Origin of the sequence: Pseudomonas sp. DE0010 (assembly GCF_007680745.1) — a bacterium.
GTDB lineage: Bacteria > Pseudomonadota > Gammaproteobacteria > Pseudomonadales > Pseudomonadaceae > Aquipseudomonas > Aquipseudomonas parafulva_B.
On sequence record NZ_VEJQ01000001.1, the window covers coordinates 201,833 to 226,869 of the forward strand.

26 protein-coding genes are annotated in these 25,037 nt (G+C 62.2%); 9 read left to right on the top strand and 17 right to left on the bottom strand.

Annotation, left to right across the window (positions count from 1 at the left end; genetic code table 11):
• Positions 1–44 precede the first annotated feature (44 nt).
• The 4 genes from phoR to FS767_RS00965 all read right to left on the bottom strand — a co-directional run bounded on the left by phoR (position 45) and on the right by FS767_RS00965 (position 3,834).
• Positions 45–1,352, bottom strand: coding sequence for a phosphate regulon sensor histidine kinase PhoR (gene phoR, locus FS767_RS00950; RefSeq protein WP_144963898.1), 1,308 nt, complete (start codon positions 1,350–1,352; stop codon positions 45–47).
• Between the two features lie 114 nt (positions 1,353–1,466).
• Positions 1,467–2,156, bottom strand: a complete 690-nt coding sequence (phoB, locus tag FS767_RS00955) for a phosphate regulon transcriptional regulator PhoB (RefSeq protein ID WP_023532543.1) — start codon at positions 2,154–2,156, stop codon at positions 1,467–1,469.
• 230 nt (positions 2,157–2,386) lie between these two features.
• Entirely contained in the window at positions 2,387–3,277 is an 891-nt protein-coding gene (gene ubiA / locus FS767_RS00960) for a 4-hydroxybenzoate octaprenyltransferase (protein WP_100852503.1), read from the bottom strand.
• Positions 3,277–3,834 (bottom strand): chorismate lyase, encoded by a 558-nt coding sequence (locus tag FS767_RS00965; protein ID WP_144963899.1) that lies wholly within the window; start codon positions 3,832–3,834, stop codon positions 3,277–3,279. Before FS767_RS00965 ends, ubiA begins: the two co-directional genes overlap by 1 nt.
• A gap of 167 nt (positions 3,835–4,001) precedes the next feature.
• On the opposite strand from FS767_RS00965, the gene FS767_RS00970 reads away from it, so the two are divergent.
• The 4 genes from FS767_RS00970 to FS767_RS00985 all read left to right on the top strand — a co-directional run bounded on the left by FS767_RS00970 (position 4,002) and on the right by FS767_RS00985 (position 6,342).
• Positions 4,002–4,169 carry a rubredoxin gene (locus FS767_RS00970; RefSeq protein ID WP_023532601.1) on the top strand — a complete coding sequence of 56 codons (168 nt, stop codon included), beginning with the start codon at positions 4,002–4,004 and terminating at the stop codon, positions 4,167–4,169.
• 14 nt (positions 4,170–4,183) lie between these two features.
• Positions 4,184–5,332 (top strand): NAD(P)/FAD-dependent oxidoreductase, encoded by a 1,149-nt coding sequence (locus tag FS767_RS00975; RefSeq protein WP_144963900.1) that lies wholly within the window; start codon positions 4,184–4,186, stop codon positions 5,330–5,332.
• A gap of 189 nt (positions 5,333–5,521) precedes the next feature.
• Positions 5,522–5,821 (top strand): HU family DNA-binding protein, encoded by a 300-nt coding sequence (locus tag FS767_RS00980; protein ID WP_023532344.1) that lies wholly within the window; start codon positions 5,522–5,524, stop codon positions 5,819–5,821.
• A 146-nt stretch (positions 5,822–5,967) separates the two neighbouring features.
• A complete protein-coding gene (locus FS767_RS00985; RefSeq protein ID WP_058638823.1) occupies positions 5,968–6,342 on the top strand; it encodes a hypothetical protein in 375 nt (124 codons plus the stop codon).
• A gap of 32 nt (positions 6,343–6,374) precedes the next feature.
• Here FS767_RS00985 and FS767_RS00990 read toward each other — a convergent pair whose 3' ends face one another.
• From FS767_RS00990 to exbB, 6 genes are all read right to left on the bottom strand, one after another.
• Positions 6,375–7,778, bottom strand: coding sequence for an aminoacyl-tRNA deacylase and HDOD domain-containing protein (locus FS767_RS00990; RefSeq protein WP_144963901.1), 1,404 nt, complete (start codon positions 7,776–7,778; stop codon positions 6,375–6,377).
• A gap of 75 nt (positions 7,779–7,853) precedes the next feature.
• Positions 7,854–9,932, bottom strand: coding sequence for an ATP-dependent DNA helicase RecG (gene recG / locus FS767_RS00995; protein ID WP_144963902.1), 2,079 nt, complete (start codon positions 9,930–9,932; stop codon positions 7,854–7,856).
• A 3-nt stretch (positions 9,933–9,935) separates the two neighbouring features.
• The gene (locus tag FS767_RS01000; RefSeq protein WP_023532770.1) at positions 9,936–10,862 is read right to left on the bottom strand and encodes a hydrogen peroxide-inducible genes activator; all 927 of its coding nucleotides are present in this window, start codon (positions 10,860–10,862) and stop codon (positions 9,936–9,938) included.
• Positions 10,863–10,955: 93 nt separating this feature from the next.
• The gene (locus FS767_RS01005) at positions 10,956–11,687 is read right to left on the bottom strand and encodes an energy transducer TonB (RefSeq protein WP_027913359.1); all 732 of its coding nucleotides are present in this window, start codon (positions 11,685–11,687) and stop codon (positions 10,956–10,958) included.
• Positions 11,684–12,112: a TonB system transport protein ExbD gene (gene exbD, locus FS767_RS01010; protein ID WP_058602766.1), complete on the bottom strand. Its 429-nt coding sequence runs from the start codon at positions 12,110–12,112 to the stop codon at positions 11,684–11,686. Before exbD ends, FS767_RS01005 begins: the two co-directional genes overlap by 4 nt.
• A 3-nt stretch (positions 12,113–12,115) precedes the next feature.
• On the bottom strand, positions 12,116–13,078 hold the full coding sequence (gene exbB, locus FS767_RS01015) for a tonB-system energizer ExbB (protein ID WP_144963903.1): 963 nt from the start codon (positions 13,076–13,078) through the stop codon (positions 12,116–12,118).
• Positions 13,079–13,242: 164 nt separating this feature from the next.
• Here exbB and FS767_RS01020 point away from each other — a divergent pair, with 164 nt between their 5' ends.
• Entirely contained in the window at positions 13,243–14,094 is an 852-nt protein-coding gene (locus tag FS767_RS01020; protein ID WP_144963904.1) for an SDR family oxidoreductase, read from the top strand.
• Between the two features lie 58 nt (positions 14,095–14,152).
• Here FS767_RS01020 and FS767_RS01025 read toward each other — a convergent pair whose 3' ends face one another.
• The 5 genes from FS767_RS01025 to FS767_RS01045 all read right to left on the bottom strand — a co-directional run bounded on the left by FS767_RS01025 (position 14,153) and on the right by FS767_RS01045 (position 18,886).
• The gene (locus FS767_RS01025) at positions 14,153–14,884 is read right to left on the bottom strand and encodes a hypothetical protein (protein ID WP_144963905.1); all 732 of its coding nucleotides are present in this window, start codon (positions 14,882–14,884) and stop codon (positions 14,153–14,155) included.
• A 57-nt stretch (positions 14,885–14,941) separates the two neighbouring features.
• Positions 14,942–15,322, bottom strand: a complete 381-nt coding sequence (locus FS767_RS01030) for a RidA family protein (RefSeq protein WP_009684531.1) — start codon at positions 15,320–15,322, stop codon at positions 14,942–14,944.
• Positions 15,323–15,345: 23 nt separating this feature from the next.
• Positions 15,346–17,454 carry a bifunctional GTP diphosphokinase/guanosine-3',5'-bis pyrophosphate 3'-pyrophosphohydrolase gene (spoT, locus tag FS767_RS01035; protein WP_027913364.1) on the bottom strand — a complete coding sequence of 703 codons (2,109 nt, stop codon included), beginning with the start codon at positions 17,452–17,454 and terminating at the stop codon, positions 15,346–15,348.
• Positions 17,455–17,513: 59 nt separating this feature from the next.
• On the bottom strand, positions 17,514–17,777 hold the full coding sequence (gene rpoZ, locus FS767_RS01040) for a DNA-directed RNA polymerase subunit omega (RefSeq protein WP_012312123.1): 264 nt from the start codon (positions 17,775–17,777) through the stop codon (positions 17,514–17,516).
• Positions 17,778–18,013: 236 nt separating this feature from the next.
• Complete coding sequence (locus FS767_RS01045) at positions 18,014–18,886, bottom strand: LysR family transcriptional regulator (protein ID WP_144963906.1); 873 nt, start codon at positions 18,884–18,886, stop codon at positions 18,014–18,016.
• A 206-nt stretch (positions 18,887–19,092) separates the two neighbouring features.
• Here FS767_RS01045 and FS767_RS01050 point away from each other — a divergent pair, with 206 nt between their 5' ends.
• Both FS767_RS01050 and FS767_RS01055 read left to right on the top strand, forming a co-directional pair.
• A complete protein-coding gene (locus FS767_RS01050) occupies positions 19,093–20,478 on the top strand; it encodes a glutamine synthetase family protein (RefSeq protein ID WP_144963907.1) in 1,386 nt (461 codons plus the stop codon).
• A 110-nt stretch (positions 20,479–20,588) separates the two neighbouring features.
• Positions 20,589–22,130: an APC family permease gene (locus tag FS767_RS01055; RefSeq protein WP_144963908.1), complete on the top strand. Its 1,542-nt coding sequence runs from the start codon at positions 20,589–20,591 to the stop codon at positions 22,128–22,130.
• A gap of 68 nt (positions 22,131–22,198) precedes the next feature.
• Here the strand turns inward: FS767_RS01055 and gmk are convergent, their stop codons facing one another.
• Together gmk and FS767_RS01065 are read right to left on the bottom strand one after the other, a co-directional pair.
• Positions 22,199–22,819, bottom strand: coding sequence for a guanylate kinase (gmk, locus tag FS767_RS01060; protein WP_027913368.1), 621 nt, complete (start codon positions 22,817–22,819; stop codon positions 22,199–22,201).
• Between the two features lie 13 nt (positions 22,820–22,832).
• On the bottom strand, positions 22,833–23,696 hold the full coding sequence (locus FS767_RS01065) for a YicC/YloC family endoribonuclease (RefSeq protein ID WP_027913369.1): 864 nt from the start codon (positions 23,694–23,696) through the stop codon (positions 22,833–22,835).
• Between the two features lie 225 nt (positions 23,697–23,921).
• Between FS767_RS01065 and rph the strand changes: the two genes are divergently transcribed.
• Positions 23,922–24,644: a ribonuclease PH gene (rph, locus tag FS767_RS01070; protein WP_023532860.1), complete on the top strand. Its 723-nt coding sequence runs from the start codon at positions 23,922–23,924 to the stop codon at positions 24,642–24,644.
• 22 nt (positions 24,645–24,666) lie between these two features.
• Positions 24,667–25,035 (top strand): DUF4870 domain-containing protein, encoded by a 369-nt coding sequence (locus FS767_RS01075; RefSeq protein WP_023532399.1) that lies wholly within the window; start codon positions 24,667–24,669, stop codon positions 25,033–25,035.
• Positions 25,036–25,037: the final 2 nt, after the last annotated feature.

The window sequence follows — 25,037 nt, forward strand, 5'->3', positions numbered from 1 at the left end:
AAGGGTGAGCACTTGATCGGTGCTGCAAAGTGGCCCGAACGGCCTCAAACCTTACCTGTGACCTGTTGTGCCACTGCAAAATGGCAGGTGAAGGTGCTGCCATGGCCTGGCACGCTGCTGATCTCCAGGCGCCCGCGGTGGCGCATCAGCACATGCTTGACGATTGCCAGCCCAAGGCCCGTGCCACCGGTATGAGATGCACGGCTCGAATCCACCCGATAGAAGCGCTCTGTCAGCCGTGGCAGGTGCTTGGCATCGATTCCGGGCCCTGAGTCTTGCACCGACAGATGGGCGCCTTGGGCATCGGCCCACCAGCGAATGCGAATGCTGCCCTCGTCCTGCGTGTACTTGACGGCATTGAACACCAGGTTGGAGAACGCGCTGCGCAATTCCGACTCGCTGCCCTTGAGCCAGATGCCTGGCTCGGCCTCCAGGGTAATGCGCTGGTTGCGCGGCCCGGACAACGCTTGCGCGTCTTGCTTGATCGCACTGAGCAGGGTGTCCACGGCCACTGGCTGGTTGTCGGACGGGTAGTCGGTGGCCTCCAGCTTGGCCAGCAGCAGCAGGTCGTTGAGCAGCGTTTGCATGCGCGAGCCCTGTTGGCTCATCTGCTGCAACGCGCGGCGCCAGCGGGGGTTCACGTCCTCGACGTTATCCAACAGGGTTTCCAGGTAGCCGGCAATCACGGTCAGCGGCGTTCGCAGTTCGTGGGACACGTTGGCCACGAAGTCCTTGCGCATCTGTTCGAGCTGATGGATGCGGGTCACGTCCCGGACCAGCATCAGGTGTTCGTTGTTGCCGTAGCGTGTGATGTGCAGTTGCACCCGCATGCGATCGTTGATGGGGGATGGAATCTCCAGTGGCTCGACATAGTTTTCGGTTTCGAAGTATTCCTTGAAGCGCGGGTGCCGCACCAGGTTGGTCACCTGCTGGCCGCCGTCCTGGGGTGTCTTGAAGCCCAGGAGCGTCTCGGCTGCGCGGTTCCACCACTCCAGGTTGCCGTGGCTGTCGAGCATGATCACGGCGTCGCGCAGCGCTGCGGTGGATTCCTGCACCCTGTCGATCACCGCTTGAAGCCTGCCACGCACACGCTGGTCGCGGCGTTGCAGATGGTAGATGCTGTCGAACACCTCGCCCCATAGGCCGTAGCCGTCCGGCGGTGCTTCGTCCGGTTGGTGATTGCGCAGCCAGGCATGCAGGCGCAGCAGTTGCTTGAGCGTCCAGCCCAGGTAGAGAGCCAGGCCAATGGCCAGGCTCCAGCCATAGTAGCCACTGGCCAGGCCACCGATCAGGCTAAGGGTGATCAACAGCAGCAGGTGGCGAATCAAGGTCGCATGCCAGTTCTGGTTCAATTGGGGATCCTTCGAATCCAGCGATCAACAGCAAGCACGAACCTGCATGCAGAAGCGGATCGGTAGCGCGTTCACGTCCATTCGACGGCTTTGAGCCGAGTGCTGCGTTTCAGGTCAGACCTTGGTCGAAAAGCGGTAGCCTGTGCCGCGAACCGTTTGTACCAGGTTTTCATACGCCTCACCCAGCGCCTTGCGCAAGCGGCGAATGTGGACATCGACCGTGCGTTCCTCGACATAGACATTGCCCCCCCATACCTGGTCCAACAACTGGCCGCGGGTATAGGCGCGTTCCTGATGGGTCATGAAGAATTGCAGCAGGCGGTACTCGGTGGGCCCCATCTCGGCCGGCTTGCCATCGATGGTGACGCGATGGCTGATAGGGTCCAGTAGCAGTCCGCCGACCTCGATCGGCGTCTCGCCATCACTGGGGCCGGTACGTCGCAGCACGGCCTTGAGGCGGGCTACCAGCTCACGCGGCGAAAACGGCTTGGTGATGTAGTCGTCCGCACCCACTTCCAGGCCTTGGATCTTGTTGTCTTCCTCGCCCTTGGCGGTGAGCATGATGATCGGAATGTCCCCGGTCAGCTCGTCGCGCTTGAGCCGCCGGGCCAGTTCGATGCCCGAGGTGCCGGGGAGCATCCAGTCCAGCAGAATCAGGTCCGGCTTACGGTCGACGATGATGGCATGGGCCTGTTGGGAGCTTTCTGCTTCCAGGCACTCATAACCTGCCATCTCCAGGGCCACGGCAATCATCTCGCGGATGGGCGCCTCGTCGTCGACGATCAGAATATTCCTGCCAGCCATGCTCAAAACCTCTCCTGGATTCGCTGTCTTGGCCCCGCATTAGATAACGGAATTATTGCAGCTGTGTGACAGGGTGTTGGCGGTTCTCGCGACATTCAATGACTGGGCCAGGCTTGACGGGGCGGCGGTTGCACCTGTAACCGACGCTTTACCCCCTCGATACGGTGAATCCTCATGCGGTGTGGACCAGGTGGACCTTGCTGAGGTGGTGCCGCGCCTCAGCCCACCGCTCAACGTAGCGCGTAATCCAGTACCACGCCCATGAACACCATCAGCCCGGCCCAGTGGTTGTGCAGGAACGCCTTGAAGCATGCGTCTCGATCCAGGCGGCGGGTGGACCAGAATTCCCAGGCGAAACAGCACGCGGCGCCCAGCAGGCCCAGGTAGAACCAGCCGCCGAGGGCGAAGCTGCTGCCGGCCAGCATCAGGCAGCCCAGCGAAAGGCCCTGCAAGCTCAGGATGATCACCCGGTCAGCCTCGCCGAACAGGATGGCCGTGGACTTCACACCGATCTTCAGGTCATCGTCGCGATCGACCATGGCGTAGTAGGTGTCATAAGCCACCGTCCACAGCAGGTTGGCGATGTACAGCAGCCAGGCAGCGGCCGGCAGCTCGCCGCCGGCAGCGGTGAAGGCCATGGGGATACCCCACGAATAGGCGGCGCCCAGCACCACCTGTGGATAGTAGGTGTAGCGCTTCATGAAGGGGTAGCAAAATGCGAGCGCGACGGCCGCGAACGAAAGCCAGACGGTTTGACTGTTGGTGCACAGCACCAGCAGGAAACTCACGCCTACCAAAACAGCAAACAGCGTCAGCGCTTCGCGGGGGCGTACACGCCCACTGGCCAAGGGTCGATCGGCGGTACGCTTGACGTGTCCATCCACCTTGCGGTCGGCAAAATCATTGATGCAGCAACCAGCCGCGCGCATGAGCACCACGCCCAACCCGAAGATCAGCACATTGGCCAACGAGGGTGAACCCTGACCTGCAATCCACACCGCCGACAGGGTTGGCCAGAGCAGCAGATAAATGCCGATGGGCCTGTCCATGCGACTTAGCTGGACAAAGTCCCAGGCGCGCGGATGAAGGCGGTTCAGCGATTTGAGCAGTTGCAGGTACATCAGCGGGTATCCTCGCGTGCCACCTGCCACAACGCCGGCAGGAACACTTCGGCGACAAGCAGGTCGAGTTCATCTCGGGAGAAGCGCGAACGACGTCCCCACAAGCCTGGGCTTGCAACTTCAGCAGGGAGCCAGGCTTCGGGGTAGTGGCATACCTGCAGGGGATGGCGGGTGAACGCTCGATCGCAGAACAGCAGCTCGCCCAGCGAGCGACTACCGAGCGATTCAAGGTCCAGGCCGCCACGTTCGAGTGCCGCACGGCTGGCTACGCTGCGGGCGAATACCCACGGCTGGCCATGCCCGCGCAGGAACACTTCCCTGACCCAACCCTGGGCGCCGAGCGCGATGCCAAGGGCCTGGCATTCATCCTCGCGCAGCGACTGCCAGCCTTCGAACAGGGGCGTTACGCAGAAATCGTCGCCGGACAGTCGGGTCAGCCGACGTGTGAGCGAGCCCTCATCGAACAACCAGTCCAGCATGAAGGGGGCGAGGCTGGCCTGCACCTGTGGATACGCTAGCCACGCGACAGCGGCTGCGTGCGGGGTTGGGTACGACACGTCGGTCTGCTTGTTACAACCAAAGAGGCCGCGAGCTTAGCATGAATGCCCCGACTGCTTGCATACTGCCCGCAGGGCCGCTACAAAGCCTTTCGATTGCACCTTGGCCCGTAAAGAGGCCGCAAGTCCAAACCCAAGCCGAGCCTGAACCGAGGAAACCCGTTCCGATGAAAAAGTGGCAATGTATTGTCTGCGGTCTGATCTATGACGAAGCCGATGGCTGGCCGGATGATGGAATCGCGCCCGGCACGCGTTGGGAAGACGTACCCGAAGACTGGCTCTGCCCAGACTGCGGGGTTGGCAAGAGCGACTTTGAAATGATCGCCATCGGTTGATCGAGGAAATCCCCATGACGCCTCCTGTAGTCATCATTGGCACCGGGCTTGCGGGCTACAACCTTGCCCGGGAATTACGCAAGTTCGATGCACTCACCCCCGTGCTGATGATCACTGCCGATGATGGGCGGTCCTACTCCAAGCCCATGCTCTCGACCGGCTTCGCCAAGCAGAAGGACGCCGAGGGGCTGTGCATGGCCGAGCCCGGCGCCATGGCCGAGCAATTGAACGTCGAGGTGCGCACCCATACGCGCATAACGGGTATCGACCCAGGCCACAAGCGCCTGTGGATTGGCGAGGAGGCAGTGCCCTATCGCGATCTCGTCCTGGCGCTGGGTGCACAGACCATCAGCGTGCCTGTGGAAGGTGACGCCAGCGACCTGATCTTCCCGATCAACGACCTTGAAGACTACGCGCGCCTGCGCGCCGCGGCTGACGGCAAGCAGCGGGTATTGATCCTGGGCGCCGGTCTTATCGGCTGTGAGTTTGCCAACGACATGCGTCTTGGTGGTTTCGAGGTTGATGTGGTCGCGCCCTGCGAGCAGATCATGCCCACCCTGTTGCACCCGGCAGCGGCCCAGGCGGTACAGAGCGGGCTACAGGGTATCGGCATTCGGTTTCATCTCGGGCCCGTGCTGACGCGCTTGCAGCGCCAGGGGCATGGCGTGCGTGCACAGCTGTCCGACGGCCAGGTCATCGCGTGCGACCTGGTCGTGTCGGCCGTAGGCCTGCGCCCACGAACGGACCTGGCTGCCGCAGCGGGCCTGCAGACTGGGCGGGGTATCTGTGTGGACCGATTCCTGCGTACCTCCCATGCCAATATCCACGCCTTGGGCGATTGTGCCGAGGTTGACGGCATCAGCCTGCTCTACGTGATGCCGTTGATGAGTGGCGTTCGAGCGCTGGCGCAGACACTGACTGGCACCCCCACTGCCGTCAGCTATGGGCCAATGCCCATCACCGTCAAGACGCCTGCCTGTCCTGTGGTGGTGTCGCCACCGCCGAATGGGCAGTTCGGTACGTGGCAGGCAGAGGGTGAGGGCAATGACGTCAAAGCGCTCTGCCACGCCGCCGATGGCCAGCTGATCGGGTACGCCCTTACCGGCAGTACCGTGATGGAAAGACTGACGCTCAATCGCCAGCTTCCACCGGTCATGGCGTAAATAGCGCCCGAACTGTCGGGTATGCCTTTTTTGCCTGCGCATTATGGCCGTACCGATACTGGCGCGGTACTCAAGCGCGTGCCATTCTCACACTCGTCTGCCGCGGCTTAGAGCCCGTGGCGCCTTGAACGCTGCCCTTGAGGCAGCACGGCATAACAACAAGAATTCCGTCAAAGAGGCTTCATCATCATGCGCAAACCAGAACTCGCCGCTGTCATCGCCGAGAAGACCGACCTGACCAAAGACCAGGCCAACCAGGTGCTGAACGCGATTCTCGAAAGCATTACCCAGGCTGTGAACAACGATACAGTGACGCTGGTGGGGTTCGGCACGTTCGAGAAGCGTCATCGTGGGGCGCGAACCGGTAAAAACCCGCAGACGGGTGAGCCCGTCAAGATCAAGGCAAGCAACACGGTAGCCTTCAAGCCAGGCAAGAACTTGCGCGACAGTATCAACGTGCCCGCCAAGCCTGCTAAAAAGACTAAATGACCTAGGCCTGTCAGCGGCATGACGATCAAACGGGCGCCGGCAGCGCCCGTTGTCTTTGCATACGAAAAAACATTCGTTTAGCCCCTGCAAAGCATATAAAGCGGATAAACTGGCGCGCACAGTCACTTTTTAGACGAGACGCTCAAATGAAGTTCCGCTTACTTCTCTGGGTCATGGGCCTGCTGATGGCCAGGGCAAGCCGAAACAATCCGGCCTTCCAGCAGCAGCTCAAGGGCAAGGATCTGGTGTTCCAGATGCAAACCCTCGACGGCAAGATCGCTCGGCACTTCATCGTCGCCAACGAACGCATCCGTAGCAAAGGGGGCGCGTTCGCGCAGCCTGCCTTCGCCATCGCCTTCAAGGATGCTGCCTATGGCTTCACTACCCTGCAGGCGCGCAACAAGCAGCTGGCATTCATGCAGGGCATCCAGGATAAGGCGATCCAGATCAAGGGCAACCCGGCCTTGGTGATGTGGTTCCAGGGCCTGATGAAGTACCTGAAACCCAAAAAGAAGCATTGACCGCGCAGGGGCCGAGCAACGGCCCCAGTCAATCAGTGTGGCGCAGTGAACTGGGACGCAAGCTCGCGCAGCAAGGTCTCGGCCTCGAGTACCTTGTTCACGACATCATTGGCCTTGTCGCGGGAAAGCCCAAGGCGCTCAAGCAATGCATCGGGAATTTCCTCTTTCGGGCCCGAGCCTATACCCCTTGAGCGAAGCAATCGAGTAGCGAGGAAGACCAGGTTGGGAAAGGCTGCATAGTCGCCCTCGTAGGTGGGGTCATGCTGGAAGCGCAGCGCCGTGGACAACTCCTCGGGCATGTCCCACAGCTTCATCAGCCAGGCACCAATCTGCTCGCGGCTGATCCCTAGAAGGTGGCGCTCCACATAGGTGTGGCACAGATGGGGGTTGACCTCCAAATGGCGACAGATCAGCGAAAAATGCGGCGGAAACACATGTGCCAGCAGCAAGTACCCGAAATTGTGCAGGAGGCCGGCAAGGTAGGTGAGGCCTGCCTCAGGTCGTTCGGCACGGGGCATTGCACGGGTAAGGCCCTCGATGACAGCCGCTGTGTAGATGGAGTGCTGCCAGTAAGGCGTCGCTTGCTGAGGCTGGTCCTTGGGTAGGCTGAGCGTCTTGCCCATGGCCAGGCCCAAGGCCAGGTTGATCACCAGATCGAAACCCAGCACCCTGACAATCGCATCTTCGACCGAGCGTACCTTGCCGGGCGAGGCGTAATAGGGCGATGCCGCCCAGCTCACGACCTGCGCAGCCAGCGCCGGGTCGGTTTCCACCACCCCGGTGATATCGTCGATGCTGGCATTCGGGTCGACACGCAGCTTCATGATCTTCTGCGCGGTATCGGCCAGGGGCGGGATTTCGATGGTTTCTTCGAGCCGCTTTTGAATGCGTCGTGCAGTGAAGGCCTGAACTGCCTGGCTAATCTCGCGGGTGTCATCGTCTGGACGGTCCAGGTTCAGGGCAATGGCCTGCACCTCCTGCCCGAATGCGCTGGCGCTGGCTTTGCTCAGCAGGCGTTTGAACGGGTCACGGTCGATGGCCAGCAGCAGGCCTTCCTGGCCTGACTGAATGAACACGGTCGCGGGTTCGAGCAGGCTTTTTTCGTACTGGCAAGGTGAGCTGGTCAGCGCCGGTATGCCCGGGAGAACCTTGAGATGGTGTTTTTCCAGCATTTGGCGCAAGCGGGGCACCGGCACAGCGGTGAGTGTCCGGCCAGTCAGCTCGGTGAGCCGGCTCAGGTCCAGCAGTTGGCTTTGCGGCAGCAGCACCATCAGTGCGCCCACCTCGTCGTCCAGCAGCACCGCCTGTACACAGGCTTGAGCCGGCGGGGGGGGATGCGCCAACACCTCACGGTAGGCAACGCCGAGCTTGTCGAGCAGCAACCGGATAACCGACGGTGTTTGTGGGGTTGCGGTGTCCAAGGCAGCTTGAGTCATGGTCCGTGTCCACTGGTTCCTAAAAGCGAAGTATAACCAGCCTCGCCGGGAGGCTGGATCCATTGACCGCTTGGGTCAGACTTGGCCGTACTGTTGCCCGTGACGCAGCCAGCGTTCAAGCAAGGGGCTGACATGTTCCGGCCAGCGGGCCACCAATGCCTGGGCTGCATCACGAACGGCCGGGAGCAGATCGGCATCGCGCATCAGGTCAGCGACCTTGAACTGCAGCAGACCCGTCTGGCGCGTGCCGAGCATCTCGCCCGGGCCGCGCAGCTCCAGGTCCTTTTCCGCGATGATGAAGCCATCATTGGTTTCGCGCATGATGCCCAGGCGCTCGCGGCCCACCTGTGACAAGGGCGGGTGATACAGCAGAACGCAGTGGCTGGCAGCGCTGCCACGGCCCACCCGCCCACGCAACTGGTGCAGCTGGGCCAACCCCAGGCGCTCCGGGTTTTCGATGATCATCAGGCTGGCGTTGGGCACATCGACGCCGACTTCGATCACGGTCGTGGCAACCAGCAGCTGCAGATCACCGGCTTTGAATTGCGCCATGATCTCGGCTTTTTCTGCCGGTTTCATACGCCCGTGAATCAGCCCGACCCGCAATTCGCCCAGGGCGCTGCCAAGTTCCTCGTAGGTGCTCTCGGCGGCCTGGCAGGTCAGCTCTTCAGACTCATCAATAAGGGTACAGACCCAGTAGGCCTGACGCCCTTCAGCACAGGCGGCGCGTACCCGCTCGACCACTTCGAAGCGACGGCTGTCGGCCACCAGCACCGTGTTGACCGGTGTACGCCCGGGAGGCAATTCGTCCAGCACGGAAGTATCCAGGTCAGCATAGGCGCTCATGGCCAACGTGCGCGGAATGGGCGTCGCCGTCATGATCAGCTGATGAGGACACAACTCGCCATTCACACCCTTTTTGCGCAAAGCCAGACGCTGCTGAACGCCAAAACGGTGCTGCTCGTCGATGATGGCCAGGGCGAGGTGCTTGAACTTGACCTCTTCCTGGAACAGGGCGTGGGTACCCACCACCATTGGCGCACCGGCGGCGATCTGCTCCAGTGCACTGACCCGGGCCTTGCCCTTGAGCTTGCCGGCCAGCCAGGCGACTTCGATGCCCAGTGGCTCCAGCCAGCGCTTGAAGGTGATGTAGTGCTGCTCGGCAAGAATCTCGGTAGGTGCCATCAGCGCAACCTGGTAACCCGCCTCCAACGCCTGCAGGGCTGCCAGTGCCGCGACCACGGTCTTGCCGGCGCCCACATCACCTTGCACCAGGCGCAGCATGGGTTCGTGCTGGCTGAGGTCGTAGGCAATTTCATTGGCGACCCGCTGCTGCGCCCCGGTAGGCTTGAAGCCGAGATTGGCCAGGTACTCGTCCTGCAGGCGTGATGGCTTGGGCAGCACCGGCGCGCGCAGGCTGCGCAGGCTTTCGCGCAATCGCTGCTGCGACAACTGGTGGGTCAGCAGCTCTTCGAATGCCAAGCGGTGCTGGGCCCAGTGGTGGCCTTCGGCAAGCTCATCGAGGTCGGCATCAGCCGGCGGGTTGTGCAAGTACCGTATGGCATCGTCCAACGGGGCCAGCTGATAATCGCGCGCAAGCTCCTCGGGCAGCCAGTCCGGCAGGCTGCGCGGCCCGAGCAAGGCCAGGCTCTGTTGGCAGAGCAGGCGTAGCCGTTGCTGGGTGAGCCCCTCGGTAGACGGGTAAATCGGGGTAAGCGTCTGTTCGACCGGCGGCGGCGGTTCGTCGCCGTTCAGTGCACGGTATTCCGGATGATAGATCTCCAGGCCCGATGCGCCCGGCCGGGCTTCGCCATAGCAACGCAGGTGAGTGCCGCGCTTGAGCCCTTCCTTCTGTGCGTTGCTGAAATGGTAGAAGCGCAGGCTCAGCACGCCGCTCCCGTCGCCCAGACGAACGACCAGGCTACGTCGCTTGCCCATGGTCACGTCCGCGCCGCTGACCACGCCCTCGATCACCGCGTCCTGCCCTGGCCGCAGTTGCCCGATCGGCACCACGCGGGTGCGATCCTGGTAACGCAAGGGCAGGTGAAACAACACGTCCTGCAGGTTTTCCAGGCCCACCTTGGCAAGCTTCTGCGCCATGGCGTCACCGACACCCTTGAGCACAGTGACCGGTACCTTCGACAACTCACTCATGGCTCAGGCAGTTTGCTCGGTGGGCGTTTTGGCGACCGAGCACAGGCGGATCGAGTCGGCAAGAATCTCGATGGCCTTGGGCCGCGGGAAACTGGCGCGCCACGCGATCGCCACGGTACGAAACGGCGCTGGTGCAGTCAGCGGACGCACTTCGATCACGCCCGGTGCGTAGTGATGACTGTGCACGGCAGACAGCGGCAGGATGGAGACACCCAGCCCAGAGGCCACCATGTGGCGGATGGTTTCCAGCGAGCTGGATTCGACCGTGGTGTGGCGGGCGCCTTCACCGCCCTTGTTCAGGGTGGGGCACGCCTCCAGCACCTGGTCACGGAAGCAGTGACCCTCGCCCAGCAGCAACAGGCTCTTGTCGTTGAGCGATGCCGCATCGATGGTTTTCTTCGCCGTCCACGGGTGGTCGGCTGGCATCAGTGCGCAGAAAGGCTCGTCATAGAGCGGCAGGGTCAGCACGTCGGCCTCGTTGAAGGGCAAGGCGACGATCACCGCGTCCAGTTCACCGTTACGCAGCTTCTCACGCAGCACATGGGTGAAATTTTCCTCGATGTACAACGGCATCTGCGGGGCCACACGGTGCAGCTGGGGGATCAGGTGAGGAAAGAGGTAGGGGCCGACGGTGTAGATCGCGCCCACCTTGAGCGGGGCGGTCAATTGGTTCTTGCCGGCCTGGGCCAGTTCGCGGATGCCCTGAGCCTGTTCGAGCACTTTCTGAGCCTGGGCCACGATGCCTTCGCCAACCGGCGTGAGGCGCACCGCGCTCTTGCTGCGTTCGAAGATCAGTACGCCGAGCTCATCCTCGAGCTTCTTCACACCCACCGAGAGGGTAGGCTGGCTCACATGGCAACGCTCGGCCGCATGGCCGAAGTGCTGTTCCTGGGCGAGTGTGACGATGTAACGGAGTTCTGTGAGGGTCATAACGTGCGTCCATGAAGTTGCGAGCCCAGCATAGCGGCTGCAATCGATAGACGCACGTTATCAGACTTGCCGACTTGTGACAGAAACAAAACGTCAGCGGCGGTCCAGTGAGTAAACGAACGGCGCGACGACTTCGATCGTCCCGTTGTTCAGCAGCTCAGCTGGCGGTTTGGGCACCTTGCCCGCGCGCCGAATCATTTCCATGGTTGCCCGGTCCAGGGACGCACTACCCGACCCACCGGCCAGTGAATACGACACGACCTTGCCCTCGGCATCGACCACGAAGCGCAGGCGATTGATGCCCTGCAAGCCTCTGCGCCGCGCGTCTTCCGGGTACCGCTTGTACTTCGCCAGGTGGCGCAACAGGTCACTCTGCCAGGTCGGCAGTGCGGTGCTGTTGGATGCGACGCTCGGCGCGGGCGCTGCGGACTTCTGCGGCGGCGTATTGCTCGGCGGCGCGTCTACCGTTTCCTTGGTGGGCGGCGCTTCCTTCGGCGGCTCAGGCTTTTTCTCAGGCTTGGGCGGCTGTGGCTTGGCCTTCGGCTTGGGCGGCTTGGGAATGGCAATCTTGGGTTTAGGGGCTTCCACTACCTTCGGCAGCGGGGGTTCTTCGACCGGCGCCGGTGGCTGGGGAACTGCTTTGGGAGGGGGTGGTGGCGCAGGCTCCGGCAGCGGTGCCAGTTCGACCATCATGGCTGCCGGCGGCAGTTCGATGGCCTGGGGCACCGACCAGTTGAGCATGAGCAGCACAGCGACGGCATGGACACCCAGCACAAGCGCCAGGCTGCCGCTGTAACGCGCCAGATTGTGCCGCGTCTTCGTCATTTCTTGGCTGCCGTCTCAAGACCTACCAGACCGACTTTGAGGTAGCCGGCCGCGCGCATGTTGTTCATCACTTCCATCAGGTCACCGTAGTCCACGCCTTTGTCGGCCTGGAAGAAGATGGTGGTGTCCTTGTCACCCTTGGTCTTGGCGTCCAGCATCGGGCCAAGGCGCTCGGGCGTTGGGACCGGGTCATCACCGACATAGAGCTTCTGGTCGGCCTTGACGCTGACGAAGACAGGCTTCTCGGGCCTGGGCGCCGGCTTGGCCGTCGAAGCAGGCAGGTCGACCTTGATGTCGACCGTGGCAAGGGGCGCTGCGACCATGAAGATGATCAGCAGCACCAACATCACGTCGATGAACGGCGTCACGTTGATTTCGTGGTTTTCGGCGAGGTCGTCGCCACCTTCGTTAAGATGCAGGCCCATGGCTTACCCCACTTTCACCATGTGCGGGGCGGCGCGATCGCTGCCCTGATGGTCCAGGTCACGGCTGACTAGCAGCAGCACCTGGGCCGAAGCGTCGGACACCTGCGCCTTGTAGCCGGCGATGGAGCGGGCGAAGACGTTGTAGATGACCACTGCCGGGATGGCGGCAACCAGGCCCAGTGCAGTGGCCAGCAGCGCTTCGGCAATACCCGGGGCGACCACGGCGAGGTTGGTGGTCTGGGTCTTGGCGATGCCGATGAAGCTGTTCATGATGCCCCACACGGTGCCGAACAGGCCCACGAATGGCGCAGTAGAACCAATGGTGGCCAGCACGCCCGTGCCGCTGCTCATATTTCGTCCGCTGGCGTGTACCAGTCGCTCCAGGCGGAAGCTCACACGCTCCTTGATGCCTTCCTTTTCGCGGGCATTGGCCGACAGGCGCATTTCCTCGAGCGCATCGTGAACCAGGGTGTGGGCCAGGGTGCCTTGCTTGTCGGAGACTTCGCTGGCTTCCTTGAGGCTGGCGGATTTCTTCAGGCGGGCGATTTCCCCGCGCAGGCGGCGCTTGGCGCCCATCAACTCGAAGCCTTTGGCGATCCAGATGGTCCAAGTGATGATCGAGGCGATGGCCAGGCCGATCATGACGGCCTTGACCACGACATCGGCGTTCTTGTACATGCCCCAGGGCGACAGATCATGGGCCATGCCGAGCGAGGTATCTTCCACCAGGGCTTGCGCGTCAGGGTCTGCAGCAGCCGGAGCCTGTGCAACGGTACCCGGTGCCGCTTCGCCGGCCGGAGCGCTAGCTGGCGCAGCAGCGCTGGCCGCTGGGGCCGTCACTGGGGCAGCGGCATTGGGCTCATCGGCCATAGCGACCGGGGCCAGCGCCAGGCTGAGAATCAGCGCAGCGGTGGCGCGCCAGGCGCGCGATGGGGTTGGCGAAGCGGAAGGTTGGGTACGTGTCATGCTGGCCGGACCTGATGAAGATGATGGGTGAGCGTTCTTCAAGGCCTCGAGGCAGGCCGAGAACAATTTGGTCGCCATTATTGCAAGTAATTCTTGTTAACAAAAGTAATATTGTTGCTTTTTCTCCTGCAGACGGGCTGAGCAATCGGCCCTAGAGGCTTCAGATGTCTGACTTGAGTGTGTTGATCGTAGGATGTGGGGACGTCGGCAGTCGCCTGGCTCGGCAGATGCTGGCGCGTGGTTGGCAGGTCAGCGGCCTGCGCCGTTCGGTGGCGCAGTTGCCTGATGGCGTAGCGCCGATTGTGGCTGATCTGTCGAACCCGAATATCCCAGCTGCCTGGCCTGAGCGGGCACCTGACTACGTAGTGTATTGCGTGGCTGCCAGCCAGCATGACGAGGCAGGGTATGAGGCGGCGTATGTCCAGGGGTTGCGTCACGTGCAGCGCTGGCTGGCCGAGCGTGGGCACCAACCCCGACGCCTTTTGTTCGTGTCCAGCAGCAGCGTGTTTGGGCACAAGGGTGGGGAGTGGGTTGATGAGCAATCGGCCACCGAACCTGAGGGGTACTCGGGGCGCATCATGCTCGAGGCTGAAAGGCTGGCGCTGTCCGGTGCTGCGCCAGCCAGCGTGGTTCGCCTGACCGGCATCTACGGGCCAGGCCGAGAGTGGCTGTTGCGTCAGGTGCGTCAGGGTTATCGCGTCGCCGAGCAACCGCCGTTGTATGGCAACCGTATTCACGTGGACGATGCTGCCAGCCTGCTGGCATTCCTGCTGCAATGCGACAGCCAAGGCAAGGCGCTGGACGATTGCTACATCGGCGTGGACGATAGCCCGGCGCCGCTGGCCGAAGTCGTGGCCTGGCTGCGTGAGCAGTTGGGGGTTACGCAGTGGTCCGATGAGGAGCGTGTGCGTCGCACGGGCAGCAAGCGCTGCAGCAACGCCCGCGCGCGGGAGCTGGGGTGGTCGCCGCAATACCCCAGTTACAAGGAAGGTTACGCAGCGATCCTGAAGCAATGATCGCCTGCTCGGCGCGCAGGTAGCTTGCGTGTTACCTGCGCGCCGGCTGGGGTTATCGTCAGTTGTGTTGCAGCAGCCACTGGCGCTTGCCGGCTGCGAGCATCGGCATTTCATCCGGCTGGGCGCGGTTCACCGCCTGGAAGATTTCCAGCTGATTGCCATTGCGCTTGATGATGAACGGTGCCCCGCGCTGGTTGCGCTCCAGCCACAGGCTGTCATTGCTGCCGCCCATCGTTGCGCAATCACCGGCCAGGCACAGGGCGAAACGATCCGGACCGGGCAGGCCGGTGACGTTGCCGCTGTCGCTGAACGTTACGTTGGCGCCCTTGCCTGGGCCCTCCATGATTGTCCAGGCGCCGCCGAGATAAGCCTGGTACAGCGCCTGCTCGAAGCTGCTGCCCAGTGGCGCATTGTTGCCACTGGGCGTCTTGGCACGCTCGAAGCGCTGTTTCGCGCCTTGCTGGTCGACTGTTTGCAGTTCGTCGCCGTCCAGCGACAGTTGCTCGGTGGCACCGCCTTCGAAGGTGGCCAGCCACTGCTTGTCATTGGCGCTGAGTTGGCCGTCCGAGGCCTCGAACCCGTTGCTGTAGCTGGCGCGCTGGGTGGCAACATCGAGCTTCCACTCGAAGACCGGGCCATGCTCGTTCAGGGCCTGGCGAAGGTTGCCTTGCTTGACGGCCGCAGTGATGGCGTCCTGATTGATCCAGGTGCCGTTGAAGTCTTCAGGTTTGTGGCTGGCGCAGCCGCCCAAGACCAGGGCTGCCAGCGTAAGAGGCAATGCTATGCGCATGTCGGGAACCTTCCAGGAGAGAGAAGGCGGCGAGGGCAATGCCCGCCGCCTGGGGCATCACTCGATGACGAGGATGGCGTCCATCTCGACCTGCGCGCCTTTTGGCAGCGCGGCCACGCCGATGGCGGCGCGAGCGGGGTAAGGCTGCTCGAAGTAGCGACCCATCACCTCGTTGACCTTGGCGAAATGGCTCAGGTCGGTCAGGAAGATGTTCAGCTTGACGATGTCCTTGAACGAACCGCCTGCTGCTTCGGCCACAGCCTTGAGGTTCTCGAACACCTGGACGGTCTGGGCCTCGAAGCCTTCGACCAGTTCCATGGTCTTGGGATCCAGCGGGATCTGGCCAGACATGTACACGGTGTTACCGGCCTTGATCGCCTGCGAATAGGTGCCGATGGCGGCAGGGGCCTTGTCGCTGTTGATGACGGTCTTGCTCATGATGACTCCTTGCGGTTGGCGGACTACGTACGCATGCGGGTGATGCGAACCACACCGGTCAGGGTACGCAGCTTCTTGATCACACGCGCCAGGTGCACGCGGTCGTGCACGCTGACCACCAGTTGGACCACGCTGATACGGCCGTCGCGTTCGTCCATGCTGATCTTCTCGATGTTGCCATCGGCCGCGTTGACGCTGCTGGCCAGCAAGGCAATCAGGCCGCGCTGGTGCTCCAGCTCTACGCGCAACTCGACGTTGAATTCGCCAGTGATGTCCTTGGCCCAGGAAAGCTGGACGCATTTCTCGGGGTTGTGGCGAATTTCACTGATGTTTCGGCAGTTCTCAAGGTGCACAACCATGCCCTTGCCCGCCGAAAGGTGGCCCACGATCGGGTCACCCGGAATCGGTGTGCAGCACTTGGCATAGCTGAGCACCAGGCCTTCGGTGCCGCGAATCGCCAGCGGACCTTCGGGGGCCGGCAGTTGCTCGCCTTCTGCAGACAGCAGACGGCGCGCGACCACGTAAGCCATGCGGTTGCCCAGCCCGATGTCTTCAAGCAGGTCTTCGATCAACTCCAGGCGGTATTCGCTGAGGATGGCCTGCACGCGCTCGCGGGGAATCTGCTCCAGCGCGCTGTCGAAACCAGTCAGTACCTTGTTGAGCAGCCGCTCGCCCAGGCTGATGGATTCGGAGCGGCGCTGCTGCTTGAGCGCATGGCGAATATGTGTGCGCGCCTTGCCGGTGACCACGAAATTGAGCCAGGCCGGATTGGGTCGAGCCCCCGGTGCGCTGACGATCTCTACCGTCGAGCCACTCTGCAACGGCTCGGAGAGCGGTGCCAGGCGCCGGTTGATACGGCATGCGATGCAGCTGTTGCCAACGTCGGTGTGCACCGCGTAGGCGAAGTCCACGGCAGTGGAGCCCTTTGGCAGCTCCATGATGCGGCCTTTGGGCGTGAAGACGTAGACCTCGTCCGGGAACAGGTCGATCTTGACGCTCTCGATGAACTCCAGCGAGTTGCCTGCACGCTGCTGCAATTCAAGGATGCCTTTGACCCACTGCCTGGCACGGGCGTGGTTGCCCTTGGGCTGCTCATCCCCATTGGCCTTGTACAGCCAGTGCGCAGCGATACCGTTATTGGCCATCTCTTCCATTTCGCGCGTACGGATCTGGATTTCGATGGGCACGCCGTGCATGCCGAACAAGGTGGTGTGCAACGACTGATAGCCGTTGGCCTTGGGAATGGCGATGTAGTCCTTGAACCGCCCTGGCAGCGGTTTGTACAGGTTGTGCACGGCACCGAGGACGCGGTAGCAGGTATCGACCTTGTCGACGATGATGCGGAAGGCATACACGTCCATGATCTCGTTGAAGGCGCGACGCTTGCCGCGCATCTTCTTGTAGATGCCATAGAGGTGTTTTTGCCGGCCACTGATTTCGCCTTCGATACCGTCGGCAGCCAGGCAGTTGGCCAGCGACTGCTCGATCTTGGCGACGATTTCCTTGCGGTTGCCCCGTGCACTCTTGACGGCGCGATGAATCAGCGACGAGCGCATCGGGTGCATGGCCTTGAAGCCAAGGTCTTCGAACTCGACGCGTACCGTGTGCATCCCCAGGCGGTTGGCGATGGGGGCGTAGATCTCGAGGGTTTCCTTGGCAATCCGGCGTCGTTTCTCACCGGACAGCACTTCCAGGGTGCGCATGTTGTGCAGGCGGTCGGCCAGCTTGACCAAGATCACGCGAATGTCGCGTGCCATGGCCATGGCCATTTTCTGGAAGTTCTCGGCTTGCGCCTCGGCCTTGGTTTCGAAGTTCATCTGGGTCAGCTTGCTGACGCCGTCCACCAGCTCGGCAACCGTCTCGCCAAACTGCTGGCTGAGGGCTTCCTTGGCAATGCCGGTGTCTTCGATCACGTCATGGAGCATGGCCGCCATCAGGCTTTGATGGTCCATGTGCATGTCGGCAAGGATGCTGGCCACGGCCAACGGGTGCGTTACGTAGGGCTCGCCACTGCGGCGACGTTGCCCATCGTGCGCTTGTTCTGCGTAGAAGTAGGCACGCCGTACCAGGTTGACCTGTTCGGGGCCCAGGTAAGTCGACAGCCGTTCGGCCAAGGCCTCTATACCCGGCATGGCTTAGCCTCCTGCCGAGATAGGGGGCCTTGCGCCTTGCGACGTCGACCGGGCATCAATCAGACAGCCTCGTTCGACTCGTCCTCGAACGCGGCAAAGACCGGATCCTCGGTGACAATTTCTTCAGCGGCGATGAATTCGTTGGTCACGATGCCTTCGGCGATTTCGCGCAGGGCAACGACGGTGGGCTTGTCGTTTTCCCACGCAACGCGTGGCTCTTTACCGCCGGTCGCCAGCTGGCGAGCGCGCTTGGTCGAGAGCATGACCAGCTCAAAACGGTTATCCACGTGTTCCAGGCAGTCTTCAACAGTTACGCGGGCCATGGTCTTCCTCAGTAGCAAATGCGGTAGGCGTGCAGCCCATTAGTGGGCAGGCGGACTCGATAGTATAAAAATTCACCAGCCAATAGGGAAGCGCTGTTTTGTCGAGCGCCGCCGTGCGGTGCGCTGCGAGTCATTCAGGTACTGCGGTGCACGTCCGCGTTTGCCAAGCCTGACGATACCTCTGGGACGCAGTGCAAGGGCCGCCATAGACGCTTGCAATGGTCCTGACAATAACCTCAGAGCATTGCGTCGCGCAACCGCGGGGTGAGCTCCTCGAAGAGGGTTTGGACCGAGCGCAGCGCGCGGCAGTCCGGTCGGGTCAAGAGCCACAACTGGGTGTCGCAACCTGGCAGCGGCCCGCTGAGTGCATCGACCCCTGGCAGGCTATGCACCATGTAGTCCGGCAGCGCTGCCACGCCCAGGCCAGCGGTGACCAGTTGGGCAATGGTGGACATGCCGCTGCACTGGTAGCGCGGGCTCAGGCCAGGGTGTTGCTGGTTGCGCCAGACCACCGTCGGATGGTCCTGCATGGCGTCATCCGGCGCGATCCATGGCACCGCGCTGGCACTTTCATCGAGGCGGTCGCGCCAATGGGGTTGGCCGCATATCACGTAGGAAGTCGAGCCCAGGTTGCGCCCTACCAGGTGCTCAGGCGGCGTGTTGGTCAGGCGCAGGGCGATGTCTGCATCTCGCCGGCTGAGGTTGGCGAACACGTTTGAGGTGCCCATCTCCAGCGACAGCGCGGGGTAATTCTGCATGAAGTCGGCCAGTGCAGGCAGCAGCAGGCTGTGCATGACGGCCTCAGTGCAGGTCAGCCGCACGGTGCCGCTGACGACCTGTTCACCGCTGGTCATGGCAATGCGCGCCGCCTCGAGTGCTTGCTCGGCGCGCTCGGCCTGCTCGGCCAGGGCCTGTGCAGTATCAGTAGGCAAGTAGCCTTTGCGGCTCTTGACGAACAGAGCCGTGCCCAGCGCCGACTCCAGGCGGCGTATCGACCGGAAGACGGTCGATACGTCCACCTTGAGCAACTCGGCCGCCTTGGCCAGAGAGCGCCCGCGTTCCAACGCCAGAACCAAGGAAAGATCGGCATGGGTAATTTGATATTGCATTGGTGCACGCTCTCGTTGCCGAATTGCCAATGTCTGTTGCGTCAGAGCCATTTTATAGTGAAACGACCCCCGGGAATCAATGCGCCCGCTGCGGTTACCAATCCCCACGATGGGAAAGTGAAAACAACAACAGCTGCAACCATCGTCGCCTACCAGGCGCCAGCCGTCTCTCCACATCGCCGCAGCCAAGCAAAGGATGTACAGCCATGACGTCGGTAGCCCCGTGCGCCCGTTCTTCCTCACGTGAGATGAATGACTTCCTGCAGGCACATCCCGACACCCAGTACGTCGACTTGCTGATTGCCGATATGAATGGAGTCGTGCGTGGCAAGCGCATCGAGCGGGCGAGCTTGCACAAGGTGTATGAGCGAGGCATCAACCTGCCGGCATCGCTGTTTGCGCTCGATATCAACGGCGCCACCGTGGAAAGCACCGGGCTGGGCCTGGATATGGGCGATGCCGATCGCATCTGCTACCCCATTGCCGGTACGCTTGCGCACGAGCCCTGGCAGAAGCGTCCCACCGCCCAGTTGCTCATGACCATGCACGAACTGGACGGTCAGCCGTTCTTCGCCGATCCGCGCGAGGTCTTGCGTCAGGTCGTGAGCCGGTTCGACGCGCTGGGCCTGACCCTGTGCGTTGCGTTGGCGCTCGAGTTCTACCTGATCGACCAGGACAACCTCAATGGCCGACCGCAGCCGCCGCGCTCGCCGTTATCCGGAAAGCGTGCCCATTCGACCCAGGCCTACTTCATCGACGACCTGGACGAGTACGCCGACTGCCTGCAGGACATTCTCGAAGCGGCAAAGGCCCAGGGCTTGCCGGTGGATGCCATCGTCAAGGAAAGCGCGCCTGCGCAGTTCAAGGTCAATCTGCATCACGTGGCCGACCCTCTGAAAGCTTGTGATCAAGCGATCCTGCTCAAGCGCCTGATCAAGAACGTTGCCTACGACCACGAAATGGACACGACATTCATGGCCAAGCCCTATCCCGGCCAGGCGGGCAGTGGTCTACATGTTCACCTGTCGCTGGTGGAAAAACACAGCGGCAGGAACCTCTTTGCAAGCGAAGACCCACTGAGGTGCGACGCGCTGCGCCATGCTATCGGCGGCATGCTGCAGACGCTACCTGCGTCCATGGCCTTCCTGTGCCCGAACATCAATTCGTATCGCAGGTTCGGCGCCCAGTTCAATGTGCCAAATGCCCCAGGCTGGGGCTTGGATAACCGTACCGTCGCCCTGCGTGTACCGACAGAAAACAGCCGAAGCACGCGCCTGGAACATCGCGTGGCAGGTGCAGACGCCAATCCCTACCTGATGCTTGCGGTGATTCTTGCTGGCGTTCACCATGGCCTGACCCACCAGATCGAGCCGCAGGCGCCCATTGAAGGCAATGCTTTCGAGCAACTGGAACAGAGCCTTGCGAACAACCTGCGCGACGCGTTGCGTGCGCTGGAAGACAGTGACGTACTCAGGCAATACATCAGTGCGCACTACATCGATATCTTCGCGGCCTGCAAGGACAGCGAGCTGGCCGAATTCGAGGTGTCGATTTCCGACCTCGAATACAACTGGTACCTGCACACCGTGTAGCGCCAAGGCGCCTGCATGAGGCCAGGGGAAGGTTTCGCAGCGGGCTCTGAGTGGGCAGGCCTTGGCGAGAGGCTTGTTAAAAACAATTCCAACATCTACGGCTGATACTCATGAGCGATTACACAGAAGCCGGCCGCCCACCCGATGTGGCGGCTGGCGAAAGCATCCAACAGGGTGGCAAGGGCTTGGCCAAAGGCCGATTGGGGCTGCTGGCCAGTGTGGTGCTGGGCATCTCCACCATTGCCCCGGTCTACACCCTTACCGGCGCCTTGGGCCCGACCGTGCGCGAGGTCGGGGCTCACCTGCCGGCGGTGTTCATCGTCGGGTTCCTGCCCATGCTGCTGGTGGCCCTGGGTTATCGCGAGCTGAATTCGGCCGAGCCGGACAGTGGTACGTCGTTCACCTGGTCGGCGCGAGCCTTCGGCCCGATGATCGGGTGGATCGGCGGTTGGGGGCTGGTGGTGGCGACTACCATCGTGCTGTCGAACCTGGCCGGTGTGGCGGTGGATTTCTTCTACCTGTTCCTCGGCCAGATCACGGGCAACCCTGAACTGGCGGCGCTGGCCGACAACTTGCTGATCAACATCGTGACCTGTTGCGTGTTCATTGCCTTGGCCGTGTGGATCTGTTGCCGAGGCATGACCACGACCATGACCGTGCAGTACGGTCTGGTGGCGTTGCAACTGCTGGTACTGGTGGGCTTTGCCTTCGCAGCGTTCGGCGAAACAACGGCGCCACCGCCCCTGGCGTTCGATTTCGCCTGGTTCAACCCGTTCGGGGTCGAATCCTTCTCGGCGTTCGCCGCCGGCCTATCCTTGTCGATCTTCATTTTCTGGGGCTGGGACGTATGCCTGACCGTCAGTGAAGAATCGATAGGCAGCGAAGAGGTTCCGGGCAAGGCAGCCACCTGGACCGTGCTGTTGATTCTGGGCCTCTACTTGCTGACGGCCATTGCCACCTTGCAGTTCGCCGGGATCAGCGAGTCGGGGCTGGGCCTGAACAACCCGCGCATCCAGGAAAACGTGTTCGCCCACCTGGCCGGCCCGGTCATGGGGCCGCTGGCAATCCTGATGTCCATCGCGGTACTGGCCAGCACTGCCGCTTCCTTGCAATCGACCTTCGTCTCGCCTGCGCGCACCCTGCTTGCCATGGGCTATTACGGGGCGGTACCGCAGAAGTTTGCCAAGGTCTGCCCGCGCTCACAGACGCCGCGTTACGCCACGATCTGCGCCGGGGTAGCCGCCGGACTTTTCTACGTCACCATGCGCACGCTCAGCGAGAACGTACTGGCCGACACCATCACCGCCCTGGGCATGATGATCTGCTTCTATTACTCACTCACGGCCTTCGCCTGCGTCTGGTATTTCCGCAGCAGCCTGTTCGGCAGCCTTCGGCATTTGCTCATGCGCGGGCTGTGCCCTTTGGTGGGCGGGGTCATCCTGTCGGTGATCTTCGTGCGCACGGCCATAGACAGCGCCTCGCCGGACTTCGGCAGTGGCTCGCACGTGGGCGGGGTTGGGCTGGTGTTCGTGATCGCGGCGATCATCTCCGTGCTGGGGATCGTGTTGATGCTGATGTCCCGGCTGCGAGCCCCGGCCTACTTCCTGGGGGCTACGCTGCGTCAGCACGCCACTTTGCCGTTGCAGGACTGACCAGGGCCAGGGCCTTGCCTAAGACGTGCTGAAGGTTATGCAAGGGCCTCCCAGGAGGCCCGTGCACATCAGCCGATCAACTGCTCGAGCAGCGCCCCATGACGGTGTTGCTGCTTCTTCAGGAGCAGGCGATTGGCACGGAACACGGCCTTCAAGTCCGCCAGTGCCGTATCGAAAACATCGTTGATGATCACGTAGTCGTACTCGTCGTAATGCACCATCTCGCTGACGGCCTCTTTCATGCGCCCGGCGATGATCGCGTCACTGTCCTGGCCTCGGCCATCAAGGCGCTCGCGCAAGGCGGCCTGGCTTGGCGGCAGGATGAAGACCGACAGCGCCTGTGGCATCAGCTTGCGTACCTGCTGCGCGCCTTGCCAGTCGATTTCCAGGATCAGGTCGAAGCCTTGGTCCAGCGTCTGCTGCAGGGCGCTGCGCGAGGTGCCATAGAAGTTGCCGAACACCTCGGCATGCTCCAGAAAATCGCCCTGTTCGATCAGTGCCCTGAACGCATCATGCTCGACGAAGTGGTAGTTCACACCATGCTGCTCGCCAGGACGCATGGCGCGGGTAGTGTGCGAGACGGAAACACGGATCTGCTTGTCGTCCTGGGTCAGGGCATTGACCAGGCTGGTCTTGCCGGCGCCGGACGGAGCGGAAACGATATAGAGGGTGCCGCTGGTGTGGTTCATGGTCGGTGTGGCCTTACTCGATATTCTGTACTTGTTCACGCATCTGTTCGATCAGTACCTTCAGGTTGACCGCCGCCTGCGTGCTGCGGGGATCGAAGGCTTTGGAACCGAGCGTGTTGGCTTCGCGATTGAGTTCTTGCATCAGGAAATCCAGGCGGCGCCCGGCGGCACCTGCACCCTTGAGTACGCGTCGTACTTCGGCGACATGGGTGTCGAGGCGATCAAGCTCCTCGGCCACGTCGCTCTTCTGGGCCAGCAGGACCATTTCCTGTTCCAGGCGCTGCGGGTCGATTTCAGCCTGAAGGTCGTTGAAGCGGTCCAGGATCTTCTGACGTTGCGCGGCCAGCATCTGCGGCACCAGCGCTCGCAGCGTCGTGACCTCTTCGGCCATGCTGTCCAGGCGCTCGTTGATCAGACGGGCCAGTTCCTGGCCTTCGCGCTGACGCCCGGCCTTGAGTTCGGCAAGCGCGTCGTTGAACAGCGCCATGGCCTGGGCATTGAGTGCCTGTGGGTCGCTGGCATCAGCGACCAATACGCCCGGCCAGGACAGCACTTCCAAGGGGTTGAGCGGCGCCGGCTGCTGGATCAACGCCGCCACTTGCTCGGCGGCGGCCACTAGCTGCGCAGCGCGCTCGCGGTCGACCTGCAACGGCTTGCCGCTGCTGTCCTCGTTCAGGCGCAGGGTGCATTCCACCTTGCCTCGTGAAAGGCCTTGGCGCAGGCCTTCACGCACGCCACCTTCAAGGTCGCGCAGGGCGTCGGGCAGGCGCAGGTGCGGCTCCAGGTAACGGTGGTTGACCGAGCGCAGCTCCCAGACCAGGGTGCCTTGGCTGCCGGCGCGCTCGACCCGTGCGAACGCGGTCATGCTGTGCACCATGGGGGTACCTCGCGTATAGGTTGGACATTGCAGCCTGCTGGCTGCGAGGCGCAGGATTGTAGCGCACTGGGGCCTTGCGGCCCAATGCGCCGCTGCGCCTGAGCGACGGACAGGGCCGCCGCAAATGCACGCGTGCTGGACCGTCAGCGACGATAGGCATGTCCTCACCAGGCTACGGGCTCTATAATGCCTGCCAGATTCAATGTCCCAGTACAGGTATCCCAGATGAAACGTCCAAGTGGTCGCGCCGCCGATCAGCTCCGCTCGATCCGCATCACCCGCAACTACACCAAGCACGCCGAAGGGTCGGTACTGGTCGAGTTCGGTGACACGAAAGTCATCTGCACGGTCAGCGTGGAAAACGGCGTGCCGCGCTTTCTCAAAGGCCAGGGCCAAGGTTGGTTGACCGCCGAATATGGCATGCTGCCACGCTCGACGGGTGAACGTAACCAGCGCGAAGCCAGCCGTGGCAAGCAAGGTGGTCGCACGCTGGAGATCCAGCGCCTGATCGGCCGTTCATTGCGTGCGGCGCTGGACATGAGCAAGCTCGGTGACATTACGCTTTACATCGATTGCGATGTCATCCAGGCCGATGGCGGCACCCGTACAGCCTCCATTACCGGTGCCATGGTTGCCGTCTGCGATGCCCTGGCTGTGATCAAGAAGCGTGGTGGCCTGAAGGCGGGCAATCCGCTCAAGCATATGATCGCCGCCGTGTCGGTGGGTATGTATCAGGGTGAAGCGGTGCTCGACCTGGACTACCTGGAGGACTCGGCAGCCGAAACCGACCTGAACGTGGTCATGACCAGCGCTGGCGGGTTCATCGAGGTGCAAGGTACGGCAGAAGGTGCACCGTTCCAGCCAGAAGACTTCAACGCCATGCTTGCCCTGGCGCAGAAGGGCATGGACGAGATCTTCCAGCTGCAGCAAGCCGCGCTGGCAGACTGAACCTGATCAGGAGGGTGCAGGCATGACCGATCCGAATCTTTCGATCATCCCGCCCAGTGCCGAGGTCAGGCAGTGGGCGATGCTCTGCCACCTTTCCGCGCTCCTTGGCCTGGTGATCCCGCTCGGGCACCTGCTGGGGCCGTTGGTGCTGTGGCATCTCAAGCGCGAGCAGGACCCGTTCATCGATGCGCAAGGCAAGGAAGCGCTGAATTTCCAGATCAGCGTGACCGTGGCAGGGTTCATCTGCCTGCTGCTGATATTCGTGGTGATCGGGCTGGTGCTGTTTGCCGTGCTGTCAGTGGCGGTGATGATTCTGATCGTCATCGCTGCGGTACGGGCCAACGAAGGCAAGCCTTACCGCTACCCCATGATCTGGCGACCGATCAAATAGCC

What these genes read in the sequence shown, in the direction of transcription:
- rph (WP_023532860.1), top strand. Translation starts at nt 23,922, where the DNA reads ATGAAACGTCCAAGTGGTCGCGCCGCCGATCAGCTCCGCTCGATCCGC.
- FS767_RS00990 (WP_144963901.1), bottom strand. Translation starts at nt 7,778, where the DNA reads ATGACTCAAGCTGCCTTGGACACCGCAACCCCACAAACACCGTCGGTT.
- recG (WP_144963902.1), bottom strand. Translation starts at nt 9,932, where the DNA reads ATGAGTGAGTTGTCGAAGGTACCGGTCACTGTGCTCAAGGGTGTCGGT.
- rpoZ (WP_012312123.1), bottom strand. Translation starts at nt 17,777, where the DNA reads ATGGCCCGCGTAACTGTTGAAGACTGCCTGGAACACGTGGATAACCGT.
- FS767_RS01065 (WP_027913369.1), bottom strand. Translation starts at nt 23,696, where the DNA reads ATGGTGCACAGCATGACCGCGTTCGCACGGGTCGAGCGCGCCGGCAGC.
- FS767_RS01020 (WP_144963904.1), top strand. Translation starts at nt 13,243, where the DNA reads ATGTCTGACTTGAGTGTGTTGATCGTAGGATGTGGGGACGTCGGCAGT.
- FS767_RS01000 (WP_023532770.1), bottom strand. Translation starts at nt 10,862, where the DNA reads ATGACCCTCACAGAACTCCGTTACATCGTCACACTCGCCCAGGAACAG.
- spoT (WP_027913364.1), bottom strand. Translation starts at nt 17,454, where the DNA reads ATGCCGGGTATAGAGGCCTTGGCCGAACGGCTGTCGACTTACCTGGGC.
- gmk (WP_027913368.1), bottom strand. Translation starts at nt 22,819, where the DNA reads ATGAACCACACCAGCGGCACCCTCTATATCGTTTCCGCTCCGTCCGGC.
- FS767_RS00975 (WP_144963900.1), top strand. Translation starts at nt 4,184, where the DNA reads ATGACGCCTCCTGTAGTCATCATTGGCACCGGGCTTGCGGGCTACAAC.
- FS767_RS01025 (WP_144963905.1), bottom strand. Translation starts at nt 14,884, where the DNA reads ATGCGCATAGCATTGCCTCTTACGCTGGCAGCCCTGGTCTTGGGCGGC.
- exbB (WP_144963903.1), bottom strand. Translation starts at nt 13,078, where the DNA reads ATGACACGTACCCAACCTTCCGCTTCGCCAACCCCATCGCGCGCCTGG.
- FS767_RS01050 (WP_144963907.1), top strand. Translation starts at nt 19,093, where the DNA reads ATGACGTCGGTAGCCCCGTGCGCCCGTTCTTCCTCACGTGAGATGAAT.
- FS767_RS00985 (WP_058638823.1), top strand. Translation starts at nt 5,968, where the DNA reads ATGAAGTTCCGCTTACTTCTCTGGGTCATGGGCCTGCTGATGGCCAGG.
- FS767_RS01075 (WP_023532399.1), top strand. Translation starts at nt 24,667, where the DNA reads ATGACCGATCCGAATCTTTCGATCATCCCGCCCAGTGCCGAGGTCAGG.
- ubiA (WP_100852503.1), bottom strand. Translation starts at nt 3,277, where the DNA reads ATGTACCTGCAACTGCTCAAATCGCTGAACCGCCTTCATCCGCGCGCC.
- FS767_RS00980 (WP_023532344.1), top strand. Translation starts at nt 5,522, where the DNA reads ATGCGCAAACCAGAACTCGCCGCTGTCATCGCCGAGAAGACCGACCTG.
- FS767_RS01030 (WP_009684531.1), bottom strand. Translation starts at nt 15,322, where the DNA reads ATGAGCAAGACCGTCATCAACAGCGACAAGGCCCCTGCCGCCATCGGC.
- phoB (WP_023532543.1), bottom strand. Translation starts at nt 2,156, where the DNA reads ATGGCTGGCAGGAATATTCTGATCGTCGACGACGAGGCGCCCATCCGC.
- FS767_RS01005 (WP_027913359.1), bottom strand. Translation starts at nt 11,687, where the DNA reads ATGACGAAGACGCGGCACAATCTGGCGCGTTACAGCGGCAGCCTGGCG.
- exbD (WP_058602766.1), bottom strand. Translation starts at nt 12,112, where the DNA reads ATGGGCCTGCATCTTAACGAAGGTGGCGACGACCTCGCCGAAAACCAC.
- FS767_RS01045 (WP_144963906.1), bottom strand. Translation starts at nt 18,886, where the DNA reads ATGCAATATCAAATTACCCATGCCGATCTTTCCTTGGTTCTGGCGTTG.
- FS767_RS00970 (WP_023532601.1), top strand. Translation starts at nt 4,002, where the DNA reads ATGAAAAAGTGGCAATGTATTGTCTGCGGTCTGATCTATGACGAAGCC.
- FS767_RS01055 (WP_144963908.1), top strand. Translation starts at nt 20,589, where the DNA reads ATGAGCGATTACACAGAAGCCGGCCGCCCACCCGATGTGGCGGCTGGC.